This window comes from Pararhodobacter aggregans (assembly GCF_003075525.1).
GTDB classification, from domain to species: domain Bacteria; phylum Pseudomonadota; class Alphaproteobacteria; order Rhodobacterales; family Rhodobacteraceae; genus Pararhodobacter; species Pararhodobacter aggregans.
This window is the reverse complement of the sequence record NZ_QDDR01000004.1, coordinates 163,179-187,170: the sequence shown is the minus strand read 5'-3', so window position 1 is coordinate 187,170 and position 23,992 is coordinate 163,179. Positions and strand designations below refer to the sequence as shown.

The 23,992-nt window shown below is 65.1% G+C and carries 20 protein-coding genes; 9 read left to right on the top strand and 11 right to left on the bottom strand.

Annotated features, from left to right (window positions below; translation table 11 throughout):
* Positions 1-33: 33 nt before the first annotated feature.
* Positions 34-1,983 (top strand): tripartite tricarboxylate transporter permease, encoded by a 1,950-nt coding sequence (locus tag DDE23_RS09880; protein WP_157958002.1) that lies wholly within the window; start codon positions 34-36, stop codon positions 1,981-1,983.
* On the opposite strand, the gene DDE23_RS09875 is transcribed toward DDE23_RS09880, so the two are convergent.
* Complete coding sequence (locus DDE23_RS09875) at positions 1,971-3,155, bottom strand: hypothetical protein (protein WP_107751110.1); 1,185 nt, start codon at positions 3,153-3,155, stop codon at positions 1,971-1,973. The two genes, DDE23_RS09880 and DDE23_RS09875, sit on opposite strands and share 13 nt — an antisense overlap.
* 1,101 nt (positions 3,156-4,256) lie before the next feature.
* Here DDE23_RS09875 and DDE23_RS09865 point away from each other — a divergent pair.
* The 4 genes from DDE23_RS09865 (at position 4,257) to DDE23_RS09855 (ending at position 6,804) form a co-directional block, all read left to right on the top strand.
* A complete protein-coding gene (locus DDE23_RS09865; RefSeq protein WP_238149952.1) occupies positions 4,257-4,580 on the top strand; it encodes a hypothetical protein in 324 nt (107 codons plus the stop codon).
* Positions 4,571-4,750, top strand: coding sequence for a hypothetical protein (locus DDE23_RS25530; protein WP_238149951.1), 180 nt, complete (start codon positions 4,571-4,573; stop codon positions 4,748-4,750). Before DDE23_RS09865 ends, DDE23_RS25530 begins: the two co-directional genes overlap by 10 nt.
* Positions 4,747-6,177, top strand: coding sequence for a sulfatase family protein (locus DDE23_RS09860; RefSeq protein ID WP_107751108.1), 1,431 nt, complete (start codon positions 4,747-4,749; stop codon positions 6,175-6,177). The genes DDE23_RS25530 and DDE23_RS09860 overlap by 4 nt, the downstream gene beginning before the upstream one ends.
* Positions 6,178-6,273: 96 nt before the next feature.
* The gene (locus DDE23_RS09855; RefSeq protein WP_107751107.1) at positions 6,274-6,804 is read left to right on the top strand and encodes a HutD/Ves family protein; all 531 of its coding nucleotides are present in this window, start codon (positions 6,274-6,276) and stop codon (positions 6,802-6,804) included.
* Between the two features lie 35 nt (positions 6,805-6,839).
* On the opposite strand, the gene hisC is transcribed toward DDE23_RS09855, so the two are convergent.
* From hisC to DDE23_RS09840, 3 genes are read right to left on the bottom strand one after another with little or no spacing between them, the layout of a single operon-like run.
* Positions 6,840-7,949: a histidinol-phosphate transaminase gene (gene hisC / locus DDE23_RS09850; RefSeq protein WP_107751106.1), complete on the bottom strand. Its 1,110-nt coding sequence runs from the start codon at positions 7,947-7,949 to the stop codon at positions 6,840-6,842.
* Positions 7,950-7,965: 16 nt separating this feature from the next.
* Positions 7,966-9,351 carry an FAD-binding oxidoreductase gene (locus DDE23_RS09845; protein ID WP_107751105.1) on the bottom strand — a complete coding sequence of 462 codons (1,386 nt, stop codon included), beginning with the start codon at positions 9,349-9,351 and terminating at the stop codon, positions 7,966-7,968.
* Between the two features lie 55 nt (positions 9,352-9,406).
* Positions 9,407-10,966, bottom strand: coding sequence for an ABC transporter substrate-binding protein (locus DDE23_RS09840; RefSeq protein ID WP_107751104.1), 1,560 nt, complete (start codon positions 10,964-10,966; stop codon positions 9,407-9,409).
* A gap of 166 nt (positions 10,967-11,132) precedes the next feature.
* Between DDE23_RS09840 and DDE23_RS09835 the strand changes: the two genes are divergently transcribed.
* From DDE23_RS09835 to DDE23_RS09825, 3 genes are all read left to right on the top strand, one after another.
* Positions 11,133-12,065: a LysR substrate-binding domain-containing protein gene (locus tag DDE23_RS09835; RefSeq protein WP_107751103.1), complete on the top strand. Its 933-nt coding sequence runs from the start codon at positions 11,133-11,135 to the stop codon at positions 12,063-12,065.
* Positions 12,066-12,148: 83 nt separating this feature from the next.
* Entirely contained in the window at positions 12,149-13,189 is a 1,041-nt protein-coding gene (locus DDE23_RS09830; protein WP_107751102.1) for an aromatic ring-hydroxylating dioxygenase subunit alpha, read from the top strand.
* A 1-nt stretch (position 13,190) separates the two neighbouring features.
* On the top strand, positions 13,191-14,381 hold the full coding sequence (locus tag DDE23_RS09825) for a 2Fe-2S iron-sulfur cluster-binding protein (RefSeq protein ID WP_107751101.1): 1,191 nt from the start codon (positions 13,191-13,193) through the stop codon (positions 14,379-14,381).
* Between the two features lie 36 nt (positions 14,382-14,417).
* On the opposite strand, the gene DDE23_RS09820 is transcribed toward DDE23_RS09825, so the two are convergent.
* Genes DDE23_RS09820 through DDE23_RS09810 form a run of 3 tightly spaced genes read right to left on the bottom strand, consistent with a single transcriptional unit; the run spans position 14,418 to position 17,867 of the window.
* On the bottom strand, positions 14,418-16,043 hold the full coding sequence (locus DDE23_RS09820; protein WP_107751100.1) for an ABC transporter ATP-binding protein: 1,626 nt from the start codon (positions 16,041-16,043) through the stop codon (positions 14,418-14,420).
* A gap of 3 nt (positions 16,044-16,046) precedes the next feature.
* Positions 16,047-16,904, bottom strand: coding sequence for an ABC transporter permease (locus tag DDE23_RS09815; protein ID WP_107751099.1), 858 nt, complete (start codon positions 16,902-16,904; stop codon positions 16,047-16,049).
* Positions 16,905-16,910: 6 nt separating this feature from the next.
* The gene (locus DDE23_RS09810) at positions 16,911-17,867 is read right to left on the bottom strand and encodes an ABC transporter permease (protein ID WP_107751098.1); all 957 of its coding nucleotides are present in this window, start codon (positions 17,865-17,867) and stop codon (positions 16,911-16,913) included.
* 137 nt (positions 17,868-18,004) lie between these two features.
* Here DDE23_RS09810 and DDE23_RS09805 point away from each other — a divergent pair, with 137 nt between their 5' ends.
* Entirely contained in the window at positions 18,005-18,694 is a 690-nt protein-coding gene (locus DDE23_RS09805) for a GntR family transcriptional regulator (RefSeq protein ID WP_107751097.1), read from the top strand.
* 37 nt (positions 18,695-18,731) lie between these two features.
* Here the strand turns inward: DDE23_RS09805 and hutU are convergent, their stop codons facing one another.
* The 4 genes from hutU to hutI are packed head-to-tail and all read right to left on the bottom strand — an operon-like array spanning position 18,732 to position 23,912.
* Positions 18,732-20,396, bottom strand: coding sequence for a urocanate hydratase (hutU, locus tag DDE23_RS09800; protein ID WP_107751096.1), 1,665 nt, complete (start codon positions 20,394-20,396; stop codon positions 18,732-18,734).
* Entirely contained in the window at positions 20,393-21,193 is an 801-nt protein-coding gene (hutG, locus tag DDE23_RS09795) for an N-formylglutamate deformylase (RefSeq protein WP_107751095.1), read from the bottom strand. The genes hutU and hutG overlap by 4 nt, the downstream gene beginning before the upstream one ends.
* Positions 21,190-22,728, bottom strand: coding sequence for a histidine ammonia-lyase (gene hutH, locus DDE23_RS09790; RefSeq protein WP_107751094.1), 1,539 nt, complete (start codon positions 22,726-22,728; stop codon positions 21,190-21,192). The genes hutG and hutH overlap by 4 nt, the downstream gene beginning before the upstream one ends.
* Positions 22,725-23,912 carry an imidazolonepropionase gene (hutI, locus tag DDE23_RS09785; protein ID WP_211316859.1) on the bottom strand — a complete coding sequence of 396 codons (1,188 nt, stop codon included), beginning with the start codon at positions 23,910-23,912 and terminating at the stop codon, positions 22,725-22,727. The genes hutH and hutI overlap by 4 nt, the downstream gene beginning before the upstream one ends.
* Positions 23,913-23,992 lie beyond the last annotated feature (80 nt).

Genomic DNA, 23,992 nt, shown 5'->3' with positions numbered 1-23,992 from the left:
CGATGCCCCACTCTCGTTCCAAGGACAAACATCGTGATTGAGAGCATTCTCGCGGGCTTTGCCCTGATCGTTCAATGGCCGACGCCCCTCTATCTGGTCGGGGGCGTTCTTCTGGGTATCTGGCTCGGCGCGGTGCCCGGTCTCGGCGGTGTCACCGGCCTTGTGCTGATCCTGCCCTTCACCTTCAGCATGGAACCCGCGCAGGCCTTTGCCTTGCTGCTGGGGATGTTCGCGCCGATCACGACGGCAGACACCTTGTCCTCGGTGCTGCTGGGAACGCCCGGAACGGCGGGTTCGCAATCCACGGTGCTTGACGGCTATCCGCTGGCACAGAAGGGCCACGCCGAGCGCGCGCTGGGAGCGGCCTATACCGTTTCGGCCTTCGGCGGTGTCTTCGGCGGGTTGATGCTGTTGCTTTTCCTGCCGCTGGCGATGCCGATCATCATGATGCTGGGCACTCCCGATTTCTTCCTGCTGGCCCTGTTGGGGCTGCTGATGGTGGGATCGGTCTCGGGCGCGTCCCTGGCCAAGGGTCTCGGCGCGGCGGCGATCGGCCTCTTGCTGTCGCAGGTCGGTTTTCCCGTCTCGAGCCCGACGCCGCGTTACTGGTTCGGCGAGGTGTCTCTGATGGATGGGGTGCCGCTGGTGCCCGTGGTGCTGGGATTGTTCGGAATTGCCGAGATGCTGCGACTGTCGCTGCGCGACAGCTCGATCTCATCCGTGCCGCGGGGGCAGGCCGAGGGAGGTGGCCTTCTCGACGGGATCAAGGACGCCTTTCGGCACCGCTGGCTGGCGCTGCGCTGCGCGCTTCTGGGCACCTATATCGGCATGCTGCCGGGCATCGGCAATGCCGTGGCGGACTGGATCGCCTACGGCCACGCCGTGCAATCCGCCAAGGACAAGTCGCAATTCGGTAAGGGGGACATCCGCGGCGTGATCGCGCCGGAATCCACCAACAATGCCGTGGTCGGCGCCGCCCTCATCCCGACCCTGGTGCTGGGCATTCCCGGCACGGGCGCGATGGCGATCCTGCTTGGCGCGCTGCTGATCCATGGACTGACCCCAGGCCGGATGATGATGACAGAGCATCTGGACCTTACGGTCAGCATGATCTGGACCATCGTCATCGCAAATCTGCTGGCGGCGGGCCTGCTGATGCTCTGGGGCCGTCAATTCGCGCGAGCGGCCTTCATATCAGGTCACCTGATCGTCCCGGCCGTGCTGATCTTCCTGTTCATGGGGGCATGGCTCTTCGCGGCTGACCTGATGAGCTGGTACATGCTGCTCGGCTTCGGCGTGGTCGGCTGGCTGATGGGGCAGGCGGGCTGGCCGCGACCGCCCTTGGTTCTGGGGTTCGTCCTCGGCAAGATCATGGAGCAATCCGCGGTGCTGGCGATCCAGTCCTATGCGCTGCCCGACTTCCTGTCGCGACCCCAGACGCTGCTGCTTGCCGCCTGCGTGATCCTGTTCCTGATCTATGCCACCTGGAGTGCGCTGCGGACGGCCAAGGCGGTTTCCGACAATCCGGCGCAAGAAGGTGCCATGCGCAATCCCTGGCTATCCGCGGCTTTTGGGGCCGCGATGCTGGCGCTGTTCGTCTGGGCGCTGGTCCAGGCGCTGGACTGGTCGCTCTATGCACGGACGATGCCGTTGATCGTCACCGTCTCGGGCACTTGCATCTTCGCTTTCACGACGGTGAGCGATCTTCGGCGCGGCGTGGCGGGTGGCTACCGGGGACCAATCATTGAGGCGCCTTTGCGGACCTTGGTCTTCTTTGGTCTGCTCTTGGCGATGGTTTTGTCCGCGTGGTGGATCGGCCAGATGGCGGCCATGGTGGCCTTCGTGCTGGCTTATCTTCTGTTCGTCGGCCGGGTGCGCCCGTATTGGGCGGTGGCGCTGTATGCACTGGGCACGCTGGCCCTGTTGTACTTCGTCTATGCCGATGTCCTCAACGTCCGTTTCCTGCGCGCTCACCTGTGGTGAGCGCGTAGCGCCATGTCCAGCGCTGCCAGATGCGCCGTGATGACAGGGCGCAGCAGCTCAGGATCAAGCTTGTCGAGCGTGTCCTGCGGCGTGTGAAACCACCGCGACTGGCCGAGCACTGCGAAAGCATCTCGATAGCCCAGATCGCAGATTGACGACAATTCCCCCGCGCCAGAGATCACCGGGCGAGGGTCCTCCAACCCGCTCAACCCGGCAAAGGCGCCGCGGCAGGCCTCGGTCATCGTCGGTGTCGCCATCAGCAGGCGGTTCGGGTCGGCGTGTCGCAGCATGACACCGTTTCGGGTTTCCTGATGGTCATTCGCCGCAAGCGTCGCGCCGATATGGACCCACAGATCCGTCGCATCCGGGGCAGGGGCGCTGTCCATGGCGACATGCGTCCCCGCGAAGGCGAGTTCGTGGCCCGTGGTGTTCATCACGAACAGCGAATGATCCGGATAGCGGGCAGGCAACATTCTGGCCATGGCCAAGAAGGCGGCCGTGCCGGAGCCCCGTTCGGTCAGGCAGGTGAAGAACCCTGTGCGCGGGGTCGAGAGCGCGATCCAACGCGGTCCCGCCCGGCGGACGGCCAGAATGTTCGGACTGACGACGGCGTCAACCCCGCCAAGGAGCGTCAAGGTGACTTCCTGCCCCTCAAGCGCCAGATAGCGTGCCAGTTCGTCCGGCCGTCCGATCACCAGCGGAACATCTGCAAACGGCCGGTCGGCCCAGGTGTTGAGGCCCACGATGTCGCCCGACGGGCCGGTCGGGAGGATGATGATCGCCTTCGCCCCCGCCCGCGTCGCGGCGTCGATCCACGTCGCGATCGGGGGCAGCCAGAGGGTCGAGTATCGAGCATAGGGCAGGGCCAATACCGCGATGACGCCAGCAGCTCGGGAGGCTTGGGCCACGTCATGCACCACGCACAAGGGGGCGATGACCTTGTCGGCCACCATGTTCGGCTGAGCAAACAGTGTCAGCCCGGTGTCGGACAGGCTCAACTGGCTCACTCGATTGCAGGGGAGCGGAATCTCCTGCCGTTGGATCTGGTAGCCGGCCAAGGAAAGCTCGCCCGCGATCCAGTCAGCGGTCGCCAGATCCCCCGGACTGCCTGTGTATTTCTCGCCGAAACTCGCATGACGCTCGAGGTCGCGGGTTAGCTGATCAATCGGCACGGGGTTCCTCCAGAGTTTGCACTTCCTACCGCAGCCGGGGCTCCCAGGGAATTTTCCTTCCGCGGAGACAGCTTTCCGGCAACGAGAAAGCTCAGCCTCGCCACGGCGCGGAAGCAGCGGCATGCTGATCTCGCCGGGGGAGGCTTTCCCGTTCAACTGGAGTGGGGATTCCGCCGTTCTCGGAGGCGAGCGCACGAAGCTCCAGATGGCACCTATCAAGCTGTCGCACAGCCGGGCCTTTCTGAACCGCGCCGGATTTGCCGGAGGCTCCAGCTCCTGCGTAGGATGGAGCGTCATGAGCAAGACCGGAGGCCGACTTTTGCCGCCACGGTCGGAGACTGGCAGACGCCACCGCGGGCCATCTGGGCCCAGACGATCCGCGTCATCTTGTTGTCCAATGCGACCCGCTCCAGCATCGGTAACTTGCGCGTCAGCATGGTTCCCAGCCAGATGCCCGGGCGCGATGGTCTCAATCAGCGGAGCGTTGGCTCGCAGGCAATCAGTGGTGCCGCAATAGCCCTCGGCGCGCAGCATGCCCCATCCGCGACCGTCAGCCCTCGGGTCCAGCTTCGTCCCCAGTGGCGGCGGACATGCGAGGCCAGTTCCAGCGGGCGGTATTGCGCGGGCAGCATCATCCGCCCGAACCCGGCGCGGGCCGCGACCGTCGGCCAAGAGTACCGGCAGGCAACGGGCGACGCTGGTCGACTGCGCGATCCGGCCGCGCGGAGTGGCAGGGCTGCGGGAGGGATCGGGAAGGTCGCGCATGGCGGCACTCTCGGAACGGACGCAGGGACAGGACCGGCGGGCCCAAGCCTGCCGTGGCCTGCCGAAGCGGGTTTGGGTGGATTGTCGGGATCTGGGCCTGCACGGGCCGCGACGTATCGGATCGGCTGGGGCCGGTCACGCGGTTGACGTGCGAAACACCCACGGATTCCGCATCCTCCAATCAATTGACGGGTGCCCATGTTTGGCGATGCGGCCCTCAACGTCGGGCCGCAGCTTCGCCCCTCCCTGCGAAGGCAGCTTTACGGCTCTCTCGGCGCAAAAAGGTTGACGTGTCCACCAAAATCGTCGAAGAGATTGGGGGACGAAGGGCCGAAAATGCCGCAGAAAAAAATCCATCCCGACGCGCAACCGGACGGCTTCCGCCAGGAGCTCTCGCTGAGCCTTGTCATCCATCACCTGTCGCTGAAGATCGACGCGAAGGGGCGCGCCCTTGTCGCCCGTCACAGCGACCTGATGTTGCTGCAATGGCGGGTCATCCGGACGATGGGCCTGGAAGCGCCCGACGGATTGACCGCCCTGCGCAAGCGCATTGCTTTCGGCAAGAGCCAGTATTTCAAGGCGGTCAACCAGTTGCGCGCGCGCGGGTTGCGGGCGGTATCCGCCCATCCCGAGGTGGCCGCCAGCTACAATTGTCGCTGACCGAAGCCGTGCGCGCGGTGCTGGACCAGTTGGTGCCTGTTCTCGATGCGCGCACCGATCTGGTCCTGCGGTCGCTCGTGCCCGAGGACCTCAAACCCATCCGCTCCGCGCTTTCCGAACTCGGCCGCGCCGACGAGTTCACCAATTTCTCAAAGGGAGATGACGAATGACCTTCCCGGGGAACCTGCTCGTTATCCTGTCCGACGAACACCAGTCGCGGGCGCTGTCCTGCGCTGGTCATCCGCTGGTGAAGACCCCCAACCTCGACAAGCTGGCGTCGCGGGGGATCCGCTTCACCGATGCCTATACGCCCTGTCCGATCTGCGTGCCCGCCCGGGCTGCGTTTGCAAGCGGGCGCTATGTGCATGACATCCGGCTGTGGGACAACGCGATGCCCTATTGCGGCCAGCCGCGCGGCTGGGGCCATGCGCTGCAGGACAAGGGCATCCGCGTCGAATCCATCGGCAAGCTGCATTACCGCAGCAACGAGGACCCGGCCGGATTCGATGTCGAACATATCCCGATGCAGGTGGCCGACGGGGTCGGCATGGTCTGGGGGTCCCTGCGTCGAGAGGAAGAGCGCGTGCGTACGGATACGCGAATGCTGGGCAGCTATATCGGCCCGGGCGACAGCCCCTATACGCGCTATGACAGGGCCGTGGTCAGCCGGACCGAGGACTGGTTGAAGGACGCGGCCCGGCGGCCTGACCCGTGGTGCCTGTACGTGGGCCTTGTCGCGCCGCATTTTCCGCTGATCGTGCCGCAGGAATATCTGGACCTGTATCCTCTGAACGATCTGCCGCCATTCAAGCTGCACACCATGGACGGGTTCGAGAACCATCCATGGCTGCAGAAGCAGGCCGCCGCGATGATCGCCGACAATGGCTTCAGGGACCATGACGAGCGCAAGCTGGCCGCGGCTTGCTATTTCGCGCTGTGCACTTTCCTTGATGACAATATCGGGCAGTTGATGGATGCGCTCGAGGCCAGCGGGCAGCTTGAGAACACGACGGTAATCTACAGCTCGGACCACGGCGACAATGTCGGGGCGCGTGGCCTTTGGGGCAAGGGCAACATGTACGAGGAATCGGTAGCCGTGCCGCTGATCGTCGCGGGCCCCGGCATCGCGCCCGGCACCTGCGCGACGCCGGTGAGCCTGCTGGACGTCTCGCAGACCATCATCGACCATTTCGGCGCAACGCTGGACGGCGACCGTCCCGGCGAGAGCCTGCTCGACATCGCCGCGCGCGGGACGGATCCGGACCGCGTGGTGTTTTCGGAATATCACGCGGTTGGGGCGGTCTCTGGCGCGTTCATGCTGCGCAAGGGAGGCTGGAAGCTGATCCACTACCACGGGTTCGAGCCGGAGCTGTTCGACCTTCATGCCGACCCCGAGGAAACCACCAATCGCGCCGCAGACCCGGCCTGTGCGGCGGTCCTGGCCGCGCTCTATGCGCATCTTTACGCGACCTGTGATCCGGGCGCGACGAATGACCTCGCCTTTGCCGATCAGGATGCAATGATCGCGGGCTATGGCGGGCGCGAGGCTGCGGCGTCCATGGGCGCGCCGTCGGCGACTCCCCCGCCCAAGACCTGAGCGCTGCACCCGTACCCGCAGGCGGCGGCATCAGACACATCCCGATTTCTGCCCGGATCTGAGGGCAGAGCAAGTCCTGACAGAGAGCGAAAGACCATGTACCATATCGTCACGCCCGAAAACTTCACGACGACCCCCTGGAAGAACGGGGGCGGGGTCACGCATGAAGTTCTGCGCGACGAGGGCGCCGAACCATGGCGGTGGCGGATCAGCATCGCCGAAGTGTCGAAGGATGGCCCGTTCTCGGTCTTCGAAGGGCTCGCGCGGATTCTGACGGTGATCGACGGCGACGGGCTGGACCTGCACACGCCCGACGGCGTTCTGGCGGCGCGGCCGTTCCGCCCGCTGGCATTCTCGGGCGAGACGCCGGTGGACAGCCGCATGGTCAACGGGCCGGTGCGAGACCTGAACCTGATCTACGACCCCAGGGCGATCTCGCCCTCGGTCGAGGTGATCGAAGGCCCCGCGCAGCTCGATGCCGGCCGGGGGCAGACCGGCATCCTGTGCCATCGGGGGCAGGTCGTGGTGGGAGAGACATCGCTCCCGACCGGCGCCTTCGCGCTGGGGCAGGGGGGCACGATCACCGTCGGGCCCAAGGCGCTCTGCGTGATCGTGCGGCTAGGCTGAAGCGCGGCCCGCCGGAACGGGCGGGCCGGAACCGGTCAGGCGGGGCAGTGGATGGCTTCCACAGCCGCCAGAAAATGCCGGTTCTCTTCTTCCGTGCCGATCGTCACGCGGGCCCAGCGTGTATAGGGCTCCTCCAGCCACGGCTTGATGAGCACCCCCTTGTGGCGAAGCGCCTCGGCAAAGTCTGTGGCGGTCCGGCCGGTGTCGAAGAAGACGAAATTGGTCTGGCTTGGCGCGCAGGCGAACCCGGCTTGGGACAGATGCCGGGCCAGCTGGACCCGCCCCTCGGCCGCCCGCGTCACCGAATGCGCCAGATGGTCCGCATCGCGCAGCGCGGCCCGCGCGGCGGCCACTGCCAGCGCGTTGACGCCGAACGGGTTGCGCGCCTTCATCATCTGCGCGGCCAGATCGGGATCGCAGGCGATGCCATAGCCGACGCGGATCCCGGCCAGGCCATACGCCTTCGAGAAGGTGCGCAGGATCAGCCAGGGATTGGGCCCGGCTTCCAGCCGCGCCATCGCATCGAACCGCGCGGCGGGATCGAGATATTCGAGATAGGCTTCGTCGAACACGACAAGCGTGTCGGGCGGCGTGGCCGTCAGCAGCGTGTCGAACTCGTCCGCCGAGATCGCCGGACCCGCGGGATTGCTGGGCGACGAGAACATCAGCACGCGCGGCGCCTCGGCCGCCATGGCGCGGATCATGCCCTCGACCGGAAAGCTCCAGTCGGCGTTGAACGGCACCTTGGTGACATGCGCACCCGAGGCCAGTGCGCCGAATTCGTGCAGCCCGAAGCTGGGGCAGATCGTGACGACATGATCGCCGGGGCGCAGCACCGTGCGGAAGACGGCGCCGATCAGGTCTTCGGAGCCGTTGCCGATGATAAGGCGGTCCGTGGTCGAGCCGGTCGCGGCGGCAAGGTCTTCGCGCAGCGCGCCGTTGCCGGCATCGGGATAGCGCGCGATGCCGGCGGCCTCGTCACGGATCGCGTCCACGACACCGGGGCAAGGGCCTGCGGGATTCTCGTTGCTGTCGAGCTTGGCCAGACAGTCGATGCCGTAGCGCGCGCGGAACCGGTCCAGCGCAAGCCCGGCATTATAGGTCGGCAGCGCCGCGATTTCGGGACGGATCAGGTCGGATTTCATCGGGGGGGTCCTTTGGTCAAAGATCGAAGATCTTGCCGGGGTTCATGATGTTTGCAGGGTCGATGCAGCGCTTGAGCTGGCGCATCAGGTCCAGCGCGGTGCCGTGTTCGGCCTCCATATAGGCCTTCTTGCCCAGCCCGACCCCGTGTTCGCCCGTCGAGGTCCCGCCCAGAGACAGCGCCAGCTCGATCAGGGCCGAGTTGATGCGGCGCCCTTCGGCGGTTTCCTCGGGGTTCTCGGGATCGAACAGCAGGACCATGTGGAAATTGCCGTCGCCCACATGCCCGATCAGCGGCGCCTTGAGCGACGTGGTCTCCACCACCTTGCCGATCCCTTCGATGCAGGCGGGCAGGGCGGAGACCGGGACGCAGACATCGGTCGACAGCCCTTTGATGCCGGGCCGCAGGGCGCGCGAGGCATAGAGCGCAGAGTGCCGGACACGCCAAAGCGCGGATGCCGCCTCGGGATCGCTGGCCTGCTCTATCCCTGTCGCGCCTGCATCCCGGACCAGGTCTTGCAGTATCCCGGAATCATGGGCCACGGTCGCCCCTGACCCGGCCAGTTCGATCCAGAGCGTCGGCGCTTCGGGCAGGTCGGACTTGCCATAGGCGTTGATCGCGGCCATCTGCACCGCGTCCGCCAGCTCGATCCGGTTCAGGCACAGGCCGAATTGCAGGGCCGTCACCACCGCAGCGGTGGCCGCGCCGATATCGTCGAAACTGCACATGAGGGTGCTGCTGGCCTCGGGGATACCCGCCAGCCGAAGGGTGAGTTCGGTGATGACGCCCAGCGTGCCCTCGGCGCCGACGAAGAGATGCGTCAGGTCGTAACCGGCCGAGGATTTGCGCGCCCGTCCCCCGGTCTTGATGATGCGGCCATCCGGCAGCACCACGGTCAGACCCAGCACAAGCTCGCGCATCGAGCCGTACCGCACGGTCGTCGTGCCCGAGGCGCGGGTCGCGGCCATGCCCCCCAGCGTGGCATGTGCGCCCAGATCCACTGGGAAGAACAGGCCCGAGGCGCGCAGATCCTCGTTCAGACGCTGGCGCACGGCGCCGCATTGCACCGTGCAATCCATATCCTCGGCATTGAGGGACAACAGCTTGTCCATGGGCGAAAGATCGAGACTGATCCCGCCATGCGGCGCGTTTACCTGACCTTCCATGGACGATCCCGCGCCGAACGGCACAACGGGAACGCCGTGCGCGTGGCACAGCCTCAGGACCGCGGATACCTCGTCGGTACTGTTGACCATGACGACGGCGTCGGGTGCGGCCGGTGTCAGCCAGCTTTCCACGGCCGTGTGCTGGTCGCGGATTGCCCGCTCTGTCGACAGCCGGTCGCCGAAAATCGGTGAAAGGGCAGAGAGAACAGTTTCGAGCGGGCTGGTATGATGTGTCATGGGGCCTCGTGGGGATGGGGTGGCGGGCCGGGAAGCGGCGGCCCGCCAATCGGGATCAGGCGGCGAACCACCAACGCTCGGACGCGCGGTTGCCGTCCATATCCCAATCGCTGGCGATCTCGTCGCCCGTGGCGACACTGCTCGATTTCGCATCGAGGATATCGGCCCAGATCGGGGCGATCATGCCGCCGTCCTCGTAGATGAGGCGTTGGCATTCCCAGTACAGCTCGCGCCGGCGCGCTTCGTCCTGCTCGCCGCGCGCGGCGATGAGTGCAGTGTTGAAGGCGTCATTGTCCCAGTGCGTCGCATTCCAGCTTCCCAGGCTGGCGCGCGAATAGGCCTGGGTCAGCATCAGGTCCTCGTTCGCACGACCCGACCAGCGCGAGGCGAAGAACGGCGTCTTGCCCCAGATGTTCGACCAGTAGCCGTCCTCGGGCTCGCGCGCGACCTCGATGGTGATCCCTGCCGCTGCGGCGTGCTGGCTGAAGAGCTGGGCTGCGTCCACCGCCCCGGCGAAGGGCGTTTCCGAGACGTGCAGGACGTGCCGGTGATCTGCAACGCCGGCCCTCTGCATCAGGGCGCGGGCCTGTTCCGGGTCGTAGCTGTGCTGCGGCAGGTTCGGGTTGTGGTAGGGATAGGCGCTTGAGATCGGCTGGTCATTGGCCACCGAGCCGAAGCCGCCGAGGATCTTGCTGACCATGTCCTCGCGGTCGATTGCGAGCTTCATCGCCAGGCGCACATCCGGATCCTGATAGGGGGTCTCGGCGGTGTTCATGCTAAAGCAATAATGCATCTTGCCCTGCACCTGGATCAGGTCGATCCCGGGCAGTGCCCGGATCAGCGGCGCGGTGGTGGCGTCGACGGCGTTGATCGCATCCACCTCGCCGGTGCGCAGCGCCGTGGTGCGGGCGTTCACGTCGCGTATGGCCAGCGTTTCGACTGCCTCGAAGTGGGCGCGGCCCTCTTTCCAGTAGTTCGGGTTCTTTACCACCCGCGCCCGCACGCCGGGCTCGTAGCTTTCAAGGATGTACCCGCCGGTGCCGATGCCCTCGTCGAAATTCGTCGTATTGGCCGGGACAATCACCGTCGCAGCCATGGTCAGCACGGCGGGGAAGCCGCTGTTCGGGCTCGACAGGGTGATGGTCATCTCGTGCGGGCCGGTGGCCTGAATGTCGGTCACGCCCGCCATCAGCGACTTGATGACCGAGATGCTCTGCTCGCCGCGATGCAGGTTCAGCGAGAACACTGCGTCCTCGGCGACGAAGGGCTGACCGTTGGAAAACTCGACCCCCTGGCGCAGCTTGAAGGTCCAGACCGTCGAATCGGCATTACTTGACCATTCCGTCGCCAATTCGGGCACCATCACGCCGCCGGGGCCGACTTCAATCAGCGCGTTGCGGATCTGGTATTGCAGATTCTGCATGAATTTGCTTTCGTTGACCTGCGGATCCAGCGTCTCGCCGCTGTCGAAGTCATTGATCGCTAGGCGGAAAGTGCCACCCTGTCGCGGGGCGGATTGAGCCTTCAAGGGCTGGCCGTAGAGACCGAGAACGCCAAGCGTGCCAAAGGCCGCCGCGCTCTGAAGCAATGCACGCCGATTGGTGGATATGGTCATGGATCTCTCCCTGCAGAGACGGTTTGGGGTTGTTGTTTGTTAATATGTCTGTTCATAATATCGTAAGTGGTGACATAAGGTCGGGACAACTCAATATTCCTGCGATACTGTGTAGCGCAGCTAAACAGGGGCCTGATCGATTCGGGGTCCGAGCCATTCGGGGAAGGTGATCGTGAAATCCTACTTGCCCCCCTTGCGCGCCTTGCAGGCTTTTGAAGCCTTCGGGCGTCTCGGTTCCGTCACCGGCGCCGCCCAGGAACTGGGCGTGACCTCGGGCGCGATCAGCCAGCAGCTCAAGGTGCTGGAAGAGCACCTGTCCATGAAGCTGATCAACAAGGATGGGCGCCGCGCCGCGCTGTCGAACGAGGCGCTGACCTATCACAAGCTGATTGCCGAGGGTTTCGACCGCCTGCGCATGGCCCATACCCTCGTGCTGCGCACGAAGATGGGGGCGGATCTGAAGGTCTCGGGGCTGCCGACGCTTCTTCTGAAATGGCTGAATCCGCTATTGCACGATATCCAGGCCCATCTGAACGACATGCCCTTGAGGCTTGAAGCAACGCATCTCGAACCCGACCCGAACCTGACGAACGACATGTTCCGCCTGACCTATGGCAGCATCGCGCAGCGGTTCCCCCATGCCCGGGTCCTGTTCACCGATCACAGCTTTCCGGCCTGCTCGCCCGGGTTTCTCAAGCGGCATCCCGAGGCGCGCACAGCCGAGGGGCTGCTTCGCCTGCCGCTGATCGAAATCGACTGGGGCCCGGCCTACAGTTCGGTGCCTCGCTGGGCCGACTGGTTCGCGGCAAATGGCATTCGCGACGCGACCTTCAAGCCGGTCGCGGTGCATTCTTTGTCCAGCAGCGCGATCGAGGCCGCGGCAGGCGGCCAGGGCGTCGTCCTGGCGCAACGCTCGTTCTCTCGCTTCGATCTGGATCTTGGACGGCTGGTGCGGCTGTCCCAAGACAACCTGCCGATGCCGGAACCGTATTTTGTCTGCTGGGGCGATACGACACTGAACCAGCCGAAAGCCCGCGAATTCCTGAACTGGCTGATGGCGACCAGCCGGAATTATGCGACCGACGAGCAGAATATCTAAAGTATTAGCGCCCATTTCTGCCTGTTAACGGAGGAATGTTCAGACATATTGCGAATAACGCCAAGCAACTCACGAGGTCGCCAATGTTCTTACGCAATGCCTGGTATGTCGCTGCCTGGAGTTCCGAGGTCACTCGGGACCTGAAGCAGATCAAGGTTCTGAACGAGCAGATTTGCGTCTTCCGCACCGAAGAGGGCGAGGTCATCGCGCTTGAGGACGCCTGCCCGCACCGCAAGTTGCCGTTGTCCAAGGGCCGGATCAAGGGCAACACGGTCGAATGTGGCTATCATGGGCTGACCTTCGATTGCGCCGGCCAGTGTGTCTGGGCGCCCGGTGGCGGGCGGATCCCCTCGGCGGCCAAGGTGCGCCCCTATCCGGTGCACGAGAAATACGGCCTGGTGTGGATCTGGATGGGCAATGCCGCCATGGCCGATCCCGAGGAAATCATCGACATCCCGAATTTCGACAGCCCCGAATGGGGGATCAATGCCGGTGATGCGATGGAACTACAGTGCAATTACCTGTTGATGTGCGACAACCTGCTCGATCCCAGTCACGTGGCCTGGGTGCACCAAAGCTCGTTTGCTGCGCCGGCCACCAAGGACACGCCGCTGCGTGTCACCAAGACCGAGAACGGCATCATCGTCCACCGCTGGATGATGGATCACGAGCCGGCGCCCTTCTACAAGAAGGTGGTCGAATTCGAAGGCAATTGCGATCGGCTGCAGCATTACGAGGTGCGCTATCCCTCGCACGCACTGATCCGCGCGGTCTTTACCCCGGCAGGAACCGGCGGGCCGGACGGGCCGCTGCATGAAAAGACCTTCGTGATGGACAGCTACAATTTCATGACGCCGGTCACCGAGGCCGAGACGCGCTATTACTGGTTCCAGCTGCGCAATGTCCGCCCGGACGATGAGGGCCTGTCGAAGATGATGGCCGAAGACGTGCGTCACGCCTTCGAGGAGGACCGCGCCGTCCTGCAAGAGGTCCAGCTCGGCATGACCAACAAGCAATCGCCGCATATCGACCTGAGCATCGATGCGGGCCAGCTTCGCTTCCGTCGCCAGCTTGAGGCGATGATCGCCGAAGAGCGGATGGTCGACGCCAAGATGGACGCGTGACATGGCCGATGCGTTCCGCCGGTTTCGCGTCGCCGCGAAGGTGCGCGAAAGCGATGTCGTCACCTCGTTCCACCTGACGCCGGTTGACGGCGGTCCGCTCTGGCAGGCCCTGCCGGGGCAATACCTGACCTTTCGGGTCCCCAGCGGCGAGGGGTCTGTTCTGAGGACCTATTCGCTGTCCGGCGACGTGCAGCAGGACGCGTTCCACCGGATCTCGGTCAAGCGCGAAGGCGCCCCGGACGGCACGGAGATCCCGGAGGGGGTCGGTTCGTGCTGGCTGCATGACCATGTGGGTGAAGGCGAGGTGCTGGACATCGCGCCGCCGCGCGGCGCCTTTGTGCTGGATCAGGACAGCGCGCGTCCCGTTCTGCTGCTGGCCGGCGGGATCGGGATCACGCCCCTGCTGGCGATGGCAAAGGTCCTTGCGCGCTCGAAGCGCCGCGTCTGGATCTTCCATGCCTGCGAAAACGGCGATGTTCAGGCGCTTGGTGCCGAGCTGAAAGCGCTGGCGGACGCAACCGATGGCCGGATCACGCTGCATGTCACCCATCGCACCCCGACCGAGAGGGACCGCGCAGAGGCCCGTTTCAACACCGAGGGGGTGATCGACAAGGCCCTGTTGCAGGCGCATCTGCCGCTGGACGATTACGAGGTCTACATGTGCGGGCCGACCGGCTTCATGGTAGCGATGTATCGCGTGCTGACCACGCTTGGCGTCGACCGGGGCCGCATCGCCTATGAGTTCTTCGGCACGGCCAGCCCGCTGGAGAAGTTGGCGGCGCAGCCCGCATCTGCGTCCAAGGCCGCGTCGCAGGCGCCAAAGGCGATTGCGGCGCTGGTGAACCTGACCGACCCCGAAGCCTGGGCTGTTCCCGAAACGCTTGTGCCAAAGGCGAGCGACAATCCCGGCAACCGCGCCGGTACAGGCTCTGGTGGCCGGAATACGGTCCATTTCGCGACATCGGGCGTGACGGCTACCATGGGCGACGATGTGCGCACAATCCTGGAGCTGGCCGAGGGCGCCGGGCTGGAGCCGGATTTCTCGTGCCGGTCGGGCATCTGCAACACCTGCCGCTGCACGCTGGTCGAGGGCATCGTGTCCTATGTCGAAGAGCCTCTGGAGACCCCGCCCCAAGGCCAAGTGCTGATCTGCTGCGCGCGGCCCGAAGGCCGCGTCGTGCTTGACATCTGAAGAACCGGATTTCCGGGATGCGCAGGCGCGCGGTCGTTATCCGGCCGCGCGTCTGTCGTTCAGCACCCTGTCCAGCCATTCCGTGTCCATCTCGGGGACCGAGGACAGCAGCAGTTCGGTATAGGGGTGGTGAGGGGGCTGGAAGACCTGATCCTTGGCGCCCTGTTCGACGATCTGCCCCTTTTGCATCACCACCACCCAATCCGCGATCGACCGCACCGTCGCCAGATCGTGGGTGATGAACAGATAGGTCAGCCCCATCTCGCGTTGCAGCCGGTCCAGAAGCCGCAGGATGCCTTCGGCGACGATCTGGTCCAGCGCCGACGTCACCTCGTCGCAGATGATGAAATCGGGCTCGGCCGCAAGCGCCCGGGCAATGCACACCCGCTGTTTCTGACCGCCTGACAATTCCGAGGGCAGCCGGTCGATGAACGTATCGGGGTCGAGTTCGATCATCGTCAGAAGCTCGCGGATGCGCGCTTCCTTGGCCGCGCCCTTCATGCCGAGGAAGAATTCGAGCGGCCGGCCCAGAACCTCGCGGATGCGGTGCTTGGGGTTGAGCGCGGTATCGGCCATCTGATGGATCATCTGGACCCGGCGCTGCACGCCCTTGTCGCGATGGCGGTTGAGCGGCGACAGCGTCTTTCCGTCCAGGCGAACGCTGCCCTTGTCGGGCGGCAACAGACCCATGATAACCCGTGCCAACGTCGACTTTCCCGATCCGCTTTCGCCGACAACGGCCATGGTCTGGCCACGGTTGACGCTCAGGTTGATCCCGTCGAGCACCTGAAGGGTGCCATACGAGGCGTCGACATCCTGAAGCGTCAGGATCGGCTTGCCGGTGTCGTCCGGTGCCCGTGGCGCGCGGCGGAATTCGCGCACCGCCCAGAGCGACTTGGTGTAATCTTCGCGCGGATGGGCCAGCATCTGCCGCGTCTCCGCCTCTTCGATCTCGTCGCCCTTGAGCAGGACCTTGATCCGGTCGGCCATCTGCGCGACCACGGCCAGATCGTGGGTGATGTAGATCGCCGCGGTCTTGTGCTCGCGCACGACCTTGCGGATTGCGGCCAACACCTCGATCTGGGTGGTCACGTCCAGCGCGGTTGTGGGCTCATCGAAGATGATGAGGTCGGGACGGCAGGCCATGGCCATCGCCGTCATCGCCCGCTGCAACTGCCCGCCCGACACCTGGTGCGGATAGCGAAAGCCGATCTCTTCGGGGTTTGGCAGCTGCATCTCGCGGTACAGCTGCACGGCGTCGCGCTCGGCCTCTTGTCGCGACATGACGCCATGTTTGACCGGGGCCTCGCTGTATTGCCGGATCAGCCGATAGGCGGGATTGAAGGCCGCCGCCGCCGATTGCGCCACATAGGCTACGCGCTTGCCGCGCAGGTGGCGCAGGGTCTCGGCCGGGGCCCCGACAAGTTCCTCGCCGGCGAGCTTGATCGACCCTCCGGCGATACGGCAGCCCGACTTGGCATAGCCCATGGCGGCCAGGCCCAGGGTCGATTTCCCGGCGCCGCTTTCGCCGATGAGACCAAGGATCTCGCCGCGTTTCAGCGTCAGGTCGATGCCCTTGACAATGGGTTGCCAGGTGCCGCCTGACCGGCCCTCGATGACGAGATCGCGAATATCCAGCAAAAGGTCGGACGTGTCAGTCATGCGTTAATCCTCCAGGCCGCTGGCCAGGTGAAGCACCCAGTCGACGATCAGGTTTACGGACACCGTCAGCAGGGCGATGGCGCCCGCGGGCAAGAGCGGGGCAAGCCCGAAGGTGGCGGTCTGCCAAGTCGAGAAATCGGCGAACGAGATGAGCCGGGCGCTTTCACGGACCATTGCGCCCCAATCCGCGATCGGCGGTTGCAGCCCCAGCCCGAGGAACGAGAGCGCCGAGATGAACAGGAAGACAAAGCAGAAGCGCAGCCCGAATTCGGCGATCAGCGGGGCGGACGAATTCGGCAGAACCTCGCGGCGGATGATCCAGAACAACCCTTCGCCGCGCATCCGCGCGACCTCGACATAATCCATCGTCAGGATGCCCTGCGCGACGGCGCGGGACAGACGGTAGACCCGGGTGCTGTCCAACACGGCGATGACAAGGATCAGCGACAGGACCGAGGTGCCGGTGATCGTCAGGATCAGAAGGGCGAAGATCAGCGACGGAATGGCCATCAGCACATCGACCGCCCGGCTGGCGACCATGTCGAACCAGCCGCCCAGCGTCGCCGCCAAGAGGCCGAAACTCGCCCCGATCAGAAAGGCGAGAGCGGTCGTCAACAGGGCAATCCCCACCGTATTGCGTGCGCCGTAGATCAGGCGCGACAGCACGTCCCGCCCGAGGGCGTCGGTCCCCAGGTAATGCGGCGCGGCCCAGGGACTGTATTGCGGGCCCACGACCTCGAATTCGGGGAAGGGGGCAAGAACCGGGGCGAAAATGGCCGTCAGCGCGATCAGCGTCACGATGACGATGCCGAACCAGGCCGAGACCGGCGCCGCGCCGAGTTTTCTGAGAAAGGGCGTCATCGGCGATTACCTCGGATGCAGCAGGCGGGGATTGGCGATGATCGACAGGATGTCCGCAGCGATGTTCAGAAGAATGTAGGTGGCGGCGAAGATCAGGCAGGCGGCCTGCACGACCGGCACATCCCGGTTGGACACCGCGTCCACCAGTAGCTGCCCGAGCCCCGGATAGACGAAGACCACTTCGACCAGCACAACCCCCACGACCAGATAGGCAAGGTTCAGCGCCACGACGTTGATGATCGGGGCGATGGCATTCGGCAGCGCGTGGATCGCGATGACCCGCCAGCGCCGCATCCCCTTGAGATGGGCCATCTCGACATAGGGCAGGGCCAGCAGGTTGATGATCGCCGCACGGGTCATCCGCATCATGTGCGCCACCACGATCAGCGTCAGGGTCAGCGCGGGCAGGAAGGTGCGATAGAGCCGCTCGACAAACCCGGTGCCGGCATCGACGTTGGCAAGGCTGGGGAACCAGCCGAAGGTGACCGAGAACAGCAGCACGAGAATGTAGGCGACAAAGAACTCGGGGAAGGAAATCGCCGCGAGCGTGGCGCCCGAGACCGCCTTGTCGAACGCCGAATTGCGATAGAGCGCCGCCAGCATCCCAAGGACGATGGCGATCGGCACCGCGATCAGCGCGGCATAGGCGGCCAGGAAGAAGGTGTTGCCTGCGCGTTGCGCGATCAGTTCCGAGATCGGACGCTGGTTCGACAGCGAGACACCGAAATCTCCCTGAACCGCGCTTGCCAGCCACTCGAAATAGCGCATGTGAACCGGGCCGTTCAGATTGAAACGCTCCCGGAATGCGGCGATGGTTTCCTCGGTTGCGGATTGGCCGAGTGTTTCCGTCGCGATGTCCCCGGGCAAGAGTTCGATGGCCGAGAAAATCAGCACGCTCACGATCACAAGCGTGAGGATTCCCATGGCAAGCCGAGACAGGGTGATCTTGAGAATGGGCGACAAGGGTTCGGTCCTATTGTCTAATGTTATTACATTATGTATACCATTATCGAGGTTTACACGCGACTGTATACCCGAAGTTCGGATAGCTGGGTTGGTCTATTGGTTAGATTGGCTGAAGTAACAAAGGGGCGATGCCAATGACCGTGACCTACAAGGATGTCAAAGCGGATCTTCTGGATCAGATTGCGCGCGGTGTCATGGCGCCCGGCACCTTGATGCCGAACGAAATGGACCTTGCCGAAAAATATTGCTGCGCGCGCGCCACGGTCAATCGGGCGATGCGCGAATTGGCAGAGGAAGGCATCGTCGAGCGCAAGCGCAAGGCCGGTACGCGGGTGCGCAAGGCGCCGATCCGTCAGGCGCGCTTTGCGATTCCCATCGTGCGCGAAGAGATCGAGGCACAGCGGGCAGAGTACCGCTATGCGCTGATCGACCGGTCGGTTCTGGATGTTCCCGACTGGTTGCTCGGGCGGCTCGCCCTGAAGGCGGGCCAGCAGGTCGTTCGCGTGGTCTGTATGCATTGGGCGGATGGACTCCCGTATCAGCACGAAGAGCGCTGGATCAATCCCGAGGTCGTCCCATCAGTCCTGAAGGCGGATTTCACCAAGAGCGGACCGAACGAATGGCTGCTGGCAGAAGTGCCGTTTTCGAATGCCGAGATCAGTTTCTCGGCGGTGGAGGCGACACAGGATATTGCCGATCACATGGGATGCTTCGCCGGGAATGCACTGTTTCGCACCGAGCGTACGACATGGCTGCGGGAAGCGGCGGTGACGCTGGTCCGGCTGACCTATCGGCGGGGCCACAGGATGACGACGAAATACTGACATGCCGCGGCGGGGCGCCGCGGCATGTCACCGGAATTCAGAGGATGCCTGGCAGGTTCAGCCCGTGTTCGCGCGCGCAATCCTTCGCGATGTCGTAGCCCGCATCGGCGTGGCGCATGACGCCGGTAGCCGGATCGTTCCACAGGACATTGGCCAGCCGCCGGTCGGCATCCTCGGACCCGTCGCAGCAGATCACCATGCCGGAGTGCTGGGAAAAGCCCATCCCGACCCCGCCGCCATGGTGCAGCGACACCCAGGTCGCGCCCGACGCGGTGTTGAGCAGCGCGTTCAGGAGCGGCCAGTCGGACACGGCATCAGAGCCGTCCTTCATCGCCTCGGTCTCGCGGTTGGGCGAGGCGACCGAGCCGCTGTCGAGGTGATCGCGGCCGATCACCACCGGGGCCTTCAGCTCGCCGTTGCGCACCATCTCGTTGAAGGCGAGACCCAGCTTGTGCCGCACACCCAGTCCCACCCAGCAGATCCGCGCCGGCAGCCCCTGGAAGCTGATCCGCTCGCGCGCCATGTCGAGCCAGTTGTGCAGATGCGGGTCATCCACCAGCTCTTTCACCTTGGCGTCGGTCTTGTAGATGTCCTCGGGGTCGCCCGACAGAGCCGCCCAGCGAAACGGTCCGATCCCGCGGCAGAACAGCGGGCGGATATAGGCGGGCACGAAGCCGGGGAAGGCAAAGGCGTCTTCCAGCCCCTCTTCCAGCGCCACCTGGCGGATGTTGTTGCCGTAATCCAGCGTCGGCACGCCGGCGTTCCAGAAATCCACCATTGCGGCGACATGCACCTTCATCGAAGCGCGCGCGGCCTTTTCTACCGCGTCCGGATCGCTTTGCTGCTTCTCGCGCCACTCGGCGACGGTCCAGCCCTGCGGCAGATAGCCGTGGACCGGATCATGGGCCGAAGTCTGGTCGGTGACGATATCGGGGCGCACGCCGCGCCTGACCAGTTCGGGGAACACATCCGCCGCGTTGCCGATCAGCGCCACGGATTTCGCCTCGCCCGCCTTGGTCCAGCGGTCGATCATGTCGAGGGCCTCGTCGATCGAATGGGTCTTCTCGTCGACATAGCGGGTGCGCAGGCGGAAATCGGCGCGGGTTTCGTCGCATTCGACCGCAAGGCAGCAGGCCCCCGCCATGACGGCTGCCAGCGGCTGCGCGCCGCCCATGCCGCCAAGACCGCCGGTCAGGATCCAGCGCCCGGTCAGTTTGCCGTCATAATGCTGGCGCCCGGCCTCGACGAAGGTTTCATAGGTGCCCTGAACGATCCCCTGCGAGCCGATATAGATCCACGACCCGGCGGTCATCTGGCCGTACATGGCCAGCCCCTTCTTGTCCAACTCGTTGAAATGCTTCCAGTTAGCCCAGTGCGGCACAAGGTTGGAATTGGCGATCAGCACCCTCGGCGCGTCCTTGTGAGTGCGGAAGACGCCCACGGGCTTGCCGGATTGCACCAGCAGGGTCTGGTCGTCTTCCAGCTCTTTCAGGCTGGCGACGATGGTGTCGAAATCCTGCCAGGTCCTGGCGGCGCGCCCGATGCCGCCATAGACGACCAGCTCGTGCGGGTTCTCGGCCACGTCGGGATGCAGGTTGTTCATCAGCATCCGCATCGGCGCCTCGGTCAGCCAGCTTTTCGCGGTGATCTCGGTCCCGGTATCGGGATAGACGTCGCGGATGTTGTGGCGGGGATTGGTCATCGTTTGCCTCCAAGGGTCGGGGCCAGATCGGCCAGTGTTGTCAGGATCTCGGCGAGGGGCGCGCGCAGCGCTTCGGCCTTGGCTGCGTCAAGCGTCCAGGGCGCGGCCTCGGCCGTCAGGTGGGTGGATTGCGCCAGTTCCATCTGGATGGCGTGATAGCCTTCAGTCGGACGGCCATAATGCCGCGTGGTCCAGCCGCCCTTGAAACGTCCGTTGAGCACCGAGCTGTAGCCATCGGCGCGCGCGCAGATCCCCTGCACGGCCGCCTCGATGGCGGGATCGCAGCTCTCGCCGCCATTGGTGCCGATGTTGAAATCCGGCAGGATACCGTCGAACAGGAAGGGAATGTGGCTGCGGATCGAATGGCAATCATAGAGGATCGCGACCCCGTGCTCGGCGCGGACCCTCTCCATCTCGGCCTCCAGGGCGGCGTGATAGGCCGCGTGATAGCGGACCCGCCTTGCCTCGACCTCGTCGGGCGTGGGTTCGCGCTCCCAGATCGGCCGCCCGTCGAAAGCGGTCAGCGGCACGAGGCCCGTTGTGTTCTGCCCGGGGTAGAGGCTTTGCCCCGACGGGTCGCGATTGGCGTCGATCACGTAGCGATGGAAGGTGGCGCGCACCGTGCTCGCCCCCGGCAGCAACCCCTCATAAAGGGTATGGATGTGCCAGTCGGTATCGTCGAGCCCGCGCCCGCATTCGTTCAGCCGGGCGCTGACATCGTCCGGCAGCCAGGTTCCGGTATGCGGCAATCCCAGAACGACCGGGCCCTTGCCGCGGGTGATCTCGACAGGGTTCATGCGCTCAGTTCCGGCATTTTCAGCCCGGTGGCCGAAATCAGGGCACCGCTGCGGACCAGCGTTGCCGCGCGCTCCAGGTCGGGGGCCATGTAGCGATCCTCGACCACCGACGGTACGGTTTGGCGCAGATGGGCCAGCGCCGAAGCCAGCGGCGCACTGGTTTTGAGGGGGGCGCGGAACTCGATCCCCTGGCCGGCGCAGAGCAACTCCACCCCGAGGATCCGTTCGAGATTGGTCACCATGCGTCCCAGCCGGACCGCCCCATGGGCGGCCATGCTCACATGGTCTTCCTGATTGGCGGAGGTCGGCGTCGAATCCGTCACGCAGGGATTGGCGAGATGCTTGTTCTCGCTCATCAGCGCCGCACTGGTCACCTCGGCGATCATCAGGCCCGAATTCAGCCCGGGATTGGGGGTGAGGAACGGTGGCAGGTCGAAGCTCAGCGTCGGGTCGACGATCAGCGCGACGCGACGCTGGGCAATGGCGCCGATCTCGGCCACGGCAAGGGCGATCATGTCGGCGGCAAAGCCTACGGGTTCGGCATGGAAATTCCCGCCCGAGACGATCAGCCCCGCCTCGCTCAGCACCAGCGGGTTGTCGGTCGCGGCGTTCGCCTCGATCTGAAGCGTGCGGCCGGCCATGCGCAGCATGTCCATCGCTGCGCCGGTCACTTGCGGCTGGCAGCGGATGCAATAGGGGTCCTGCACGCGGGTGTCGCCGTCGCGGTGGCTCTCGCGGATCTCGCTGGCGTCGAGCAGCGCGCGCATCGTCGCCGCCGCCTCGATCTGGCCCGGATGGCCGCGCAGGGCGTGGATTTCCGGCTGCAAGGGCGCGGTCGAGCCCATGATCGCATCAGTCGACAGGGCCGAGGTCACAAGCGCCGCCTGCATCGCCTGCCATGCATCGAACAAGCCGGCCAGCGCGAAGGCGGTCGAGAACTGCGTGCCGTTGATAAGCGCGAGCCCCTCCTTGGCGCCCAGCTCGACCGGCTTCAGTCCGGCGCGGGCAAGGGCCTCGGCGCCCGGCAGCGTTTCGCCCTCGTACTCTGCTTCGGCATGGCCCATCATGACAGCGGCCATATGCGCCAGCGGGGCCAGATCGCCCGAGGCCCCGACCGACCCCTGCACCGGGATCACCGGCGTCACGCCGCGAGCCAGCATCTGCTCAATCAGCGTGATGAGCTCCAGCCGCACGCCTGAGGCCCCGCGCCCCAGCGACAACAGCTTGAGTGCCATCATCAGCCGGGAATGGCGGCGCGAGATCGGATCGCCGACGCCGCAGCAATGGGACAGGATGAGGTTGCGTTGCAGGGTCGCGGTGTCCTCCGCCGCAATCTTGACCGAGGCGAGTTTGCCAAAGCCCGTATTGACGCCGTAGACGGCGGCCTCTCCCTTGGCGGCAGCGTCGATGTGGGCTGCCGCTTGTGCGATAGTCGGGTGGCAGGCCGGGTCCAGCGTGACGGCCGCCTCTTCCCGATAGATGCGGGCAAGGTCGGCCAAGGTGGCGGCGCCGGGTGTCAGGGTCAGGGACGTCATGCGATTTCTCCGAAAATGCGCGAATGCAGAGGATTGAAGCCGATGCGGTAGGACAGCTCTGCCGGGTGCTCGACATCCCACACGGCCAGCTCGGCGCGCTGGTCAGGCGCGATGCTGCCCACATCGGACAGGCCCAGGGCGCAGGCGGCATTGGTCGTCACCCCGCGCAGCGCCTCTTCAGGCGTCAGGCGGAACAGGGTGCAGCCCATGTTCATGGTCAGCAGCAGCGAGGTCAGCGGAGACGAGCCAGGGTTGGCATCGGACGCGAGCGCAATCCTCACGCCGCCGTCGCGCAGGGCCTGAACCGGCGGCCTCTGGGTTTCACGCAGCGTGTAGAAGGCGCCTGGCAGCAGCACGGCCACCGTTCCGGCTTTTGCCATCGCGGCCACGCCCGCTTCATCCAAATATTCGATGTGATCGGCTGACAGCGCGCCGTATCTCGCCGCCATGGCCGCACCGCCGAGGTTCGACAGCTGTTCGGCGTGCAGCTTGACGGGCAGTCCCAGTTCTTGTGCGACGTCGAAGACGCGGGCGATCTGCACGGGGGAAAAGGCGATGCCCTCGCAGAACCCGTCGACCGCATCCACCAGCCCTTGGGCATGGGCGGCACGCAAGGCGGGAATGCAGACCTCGTCGATATAGGCGTCGGCGCGGTCCTTGTACTCGGCCGGAACGGCATGGGCCCCCAGGAACGACGTCTTCACCCGTACCGGCCGGTTCGCCATGACCGCCCGCGCGACCCGCAGCATCCGCAGCTCGGTTTCGATATCGAGCCCGTAGCCTGACTTGATTTCAAGCGTGGTGACCCCTTCCGCGAGCAGCGCATCGGCGCGGCGCAGGGCCTCGCGCAGCAGCGTATCCTCGCTGGCCTGCCGCGTCGCGCGAACGGTCGAAACGATGCCGCCGCCCGCGCGAGCGATCTCTTCGTAGCTGGCGCCGTTCAGCCGCATCTCGAACTCGACCGCGCGGTTGCCGCCATGGACCAGATGCGTGTGACAGTCGATCAGCCCCGGCGTGACCAGTCGCCCGCCCATGTCAACAGCGTCGAGCGACGTCAGATCCCGCGGCAGATCGGCGCGCTTGCCGACCCAGGCGATCCGGCGGTCCGCGATGGCGATGGCCGCATCGTCGATCAGGCCATAGGGGGCGTCGCCGGTCAGCGTGACGGCGGTCAGATTGGTCATCAGCTGACTCGCGTCAGGCATCCGGGTTCCCTCCATATTCTGCTTTTCTCCTAGCGCCGCCCCGATTATATGTCTATACA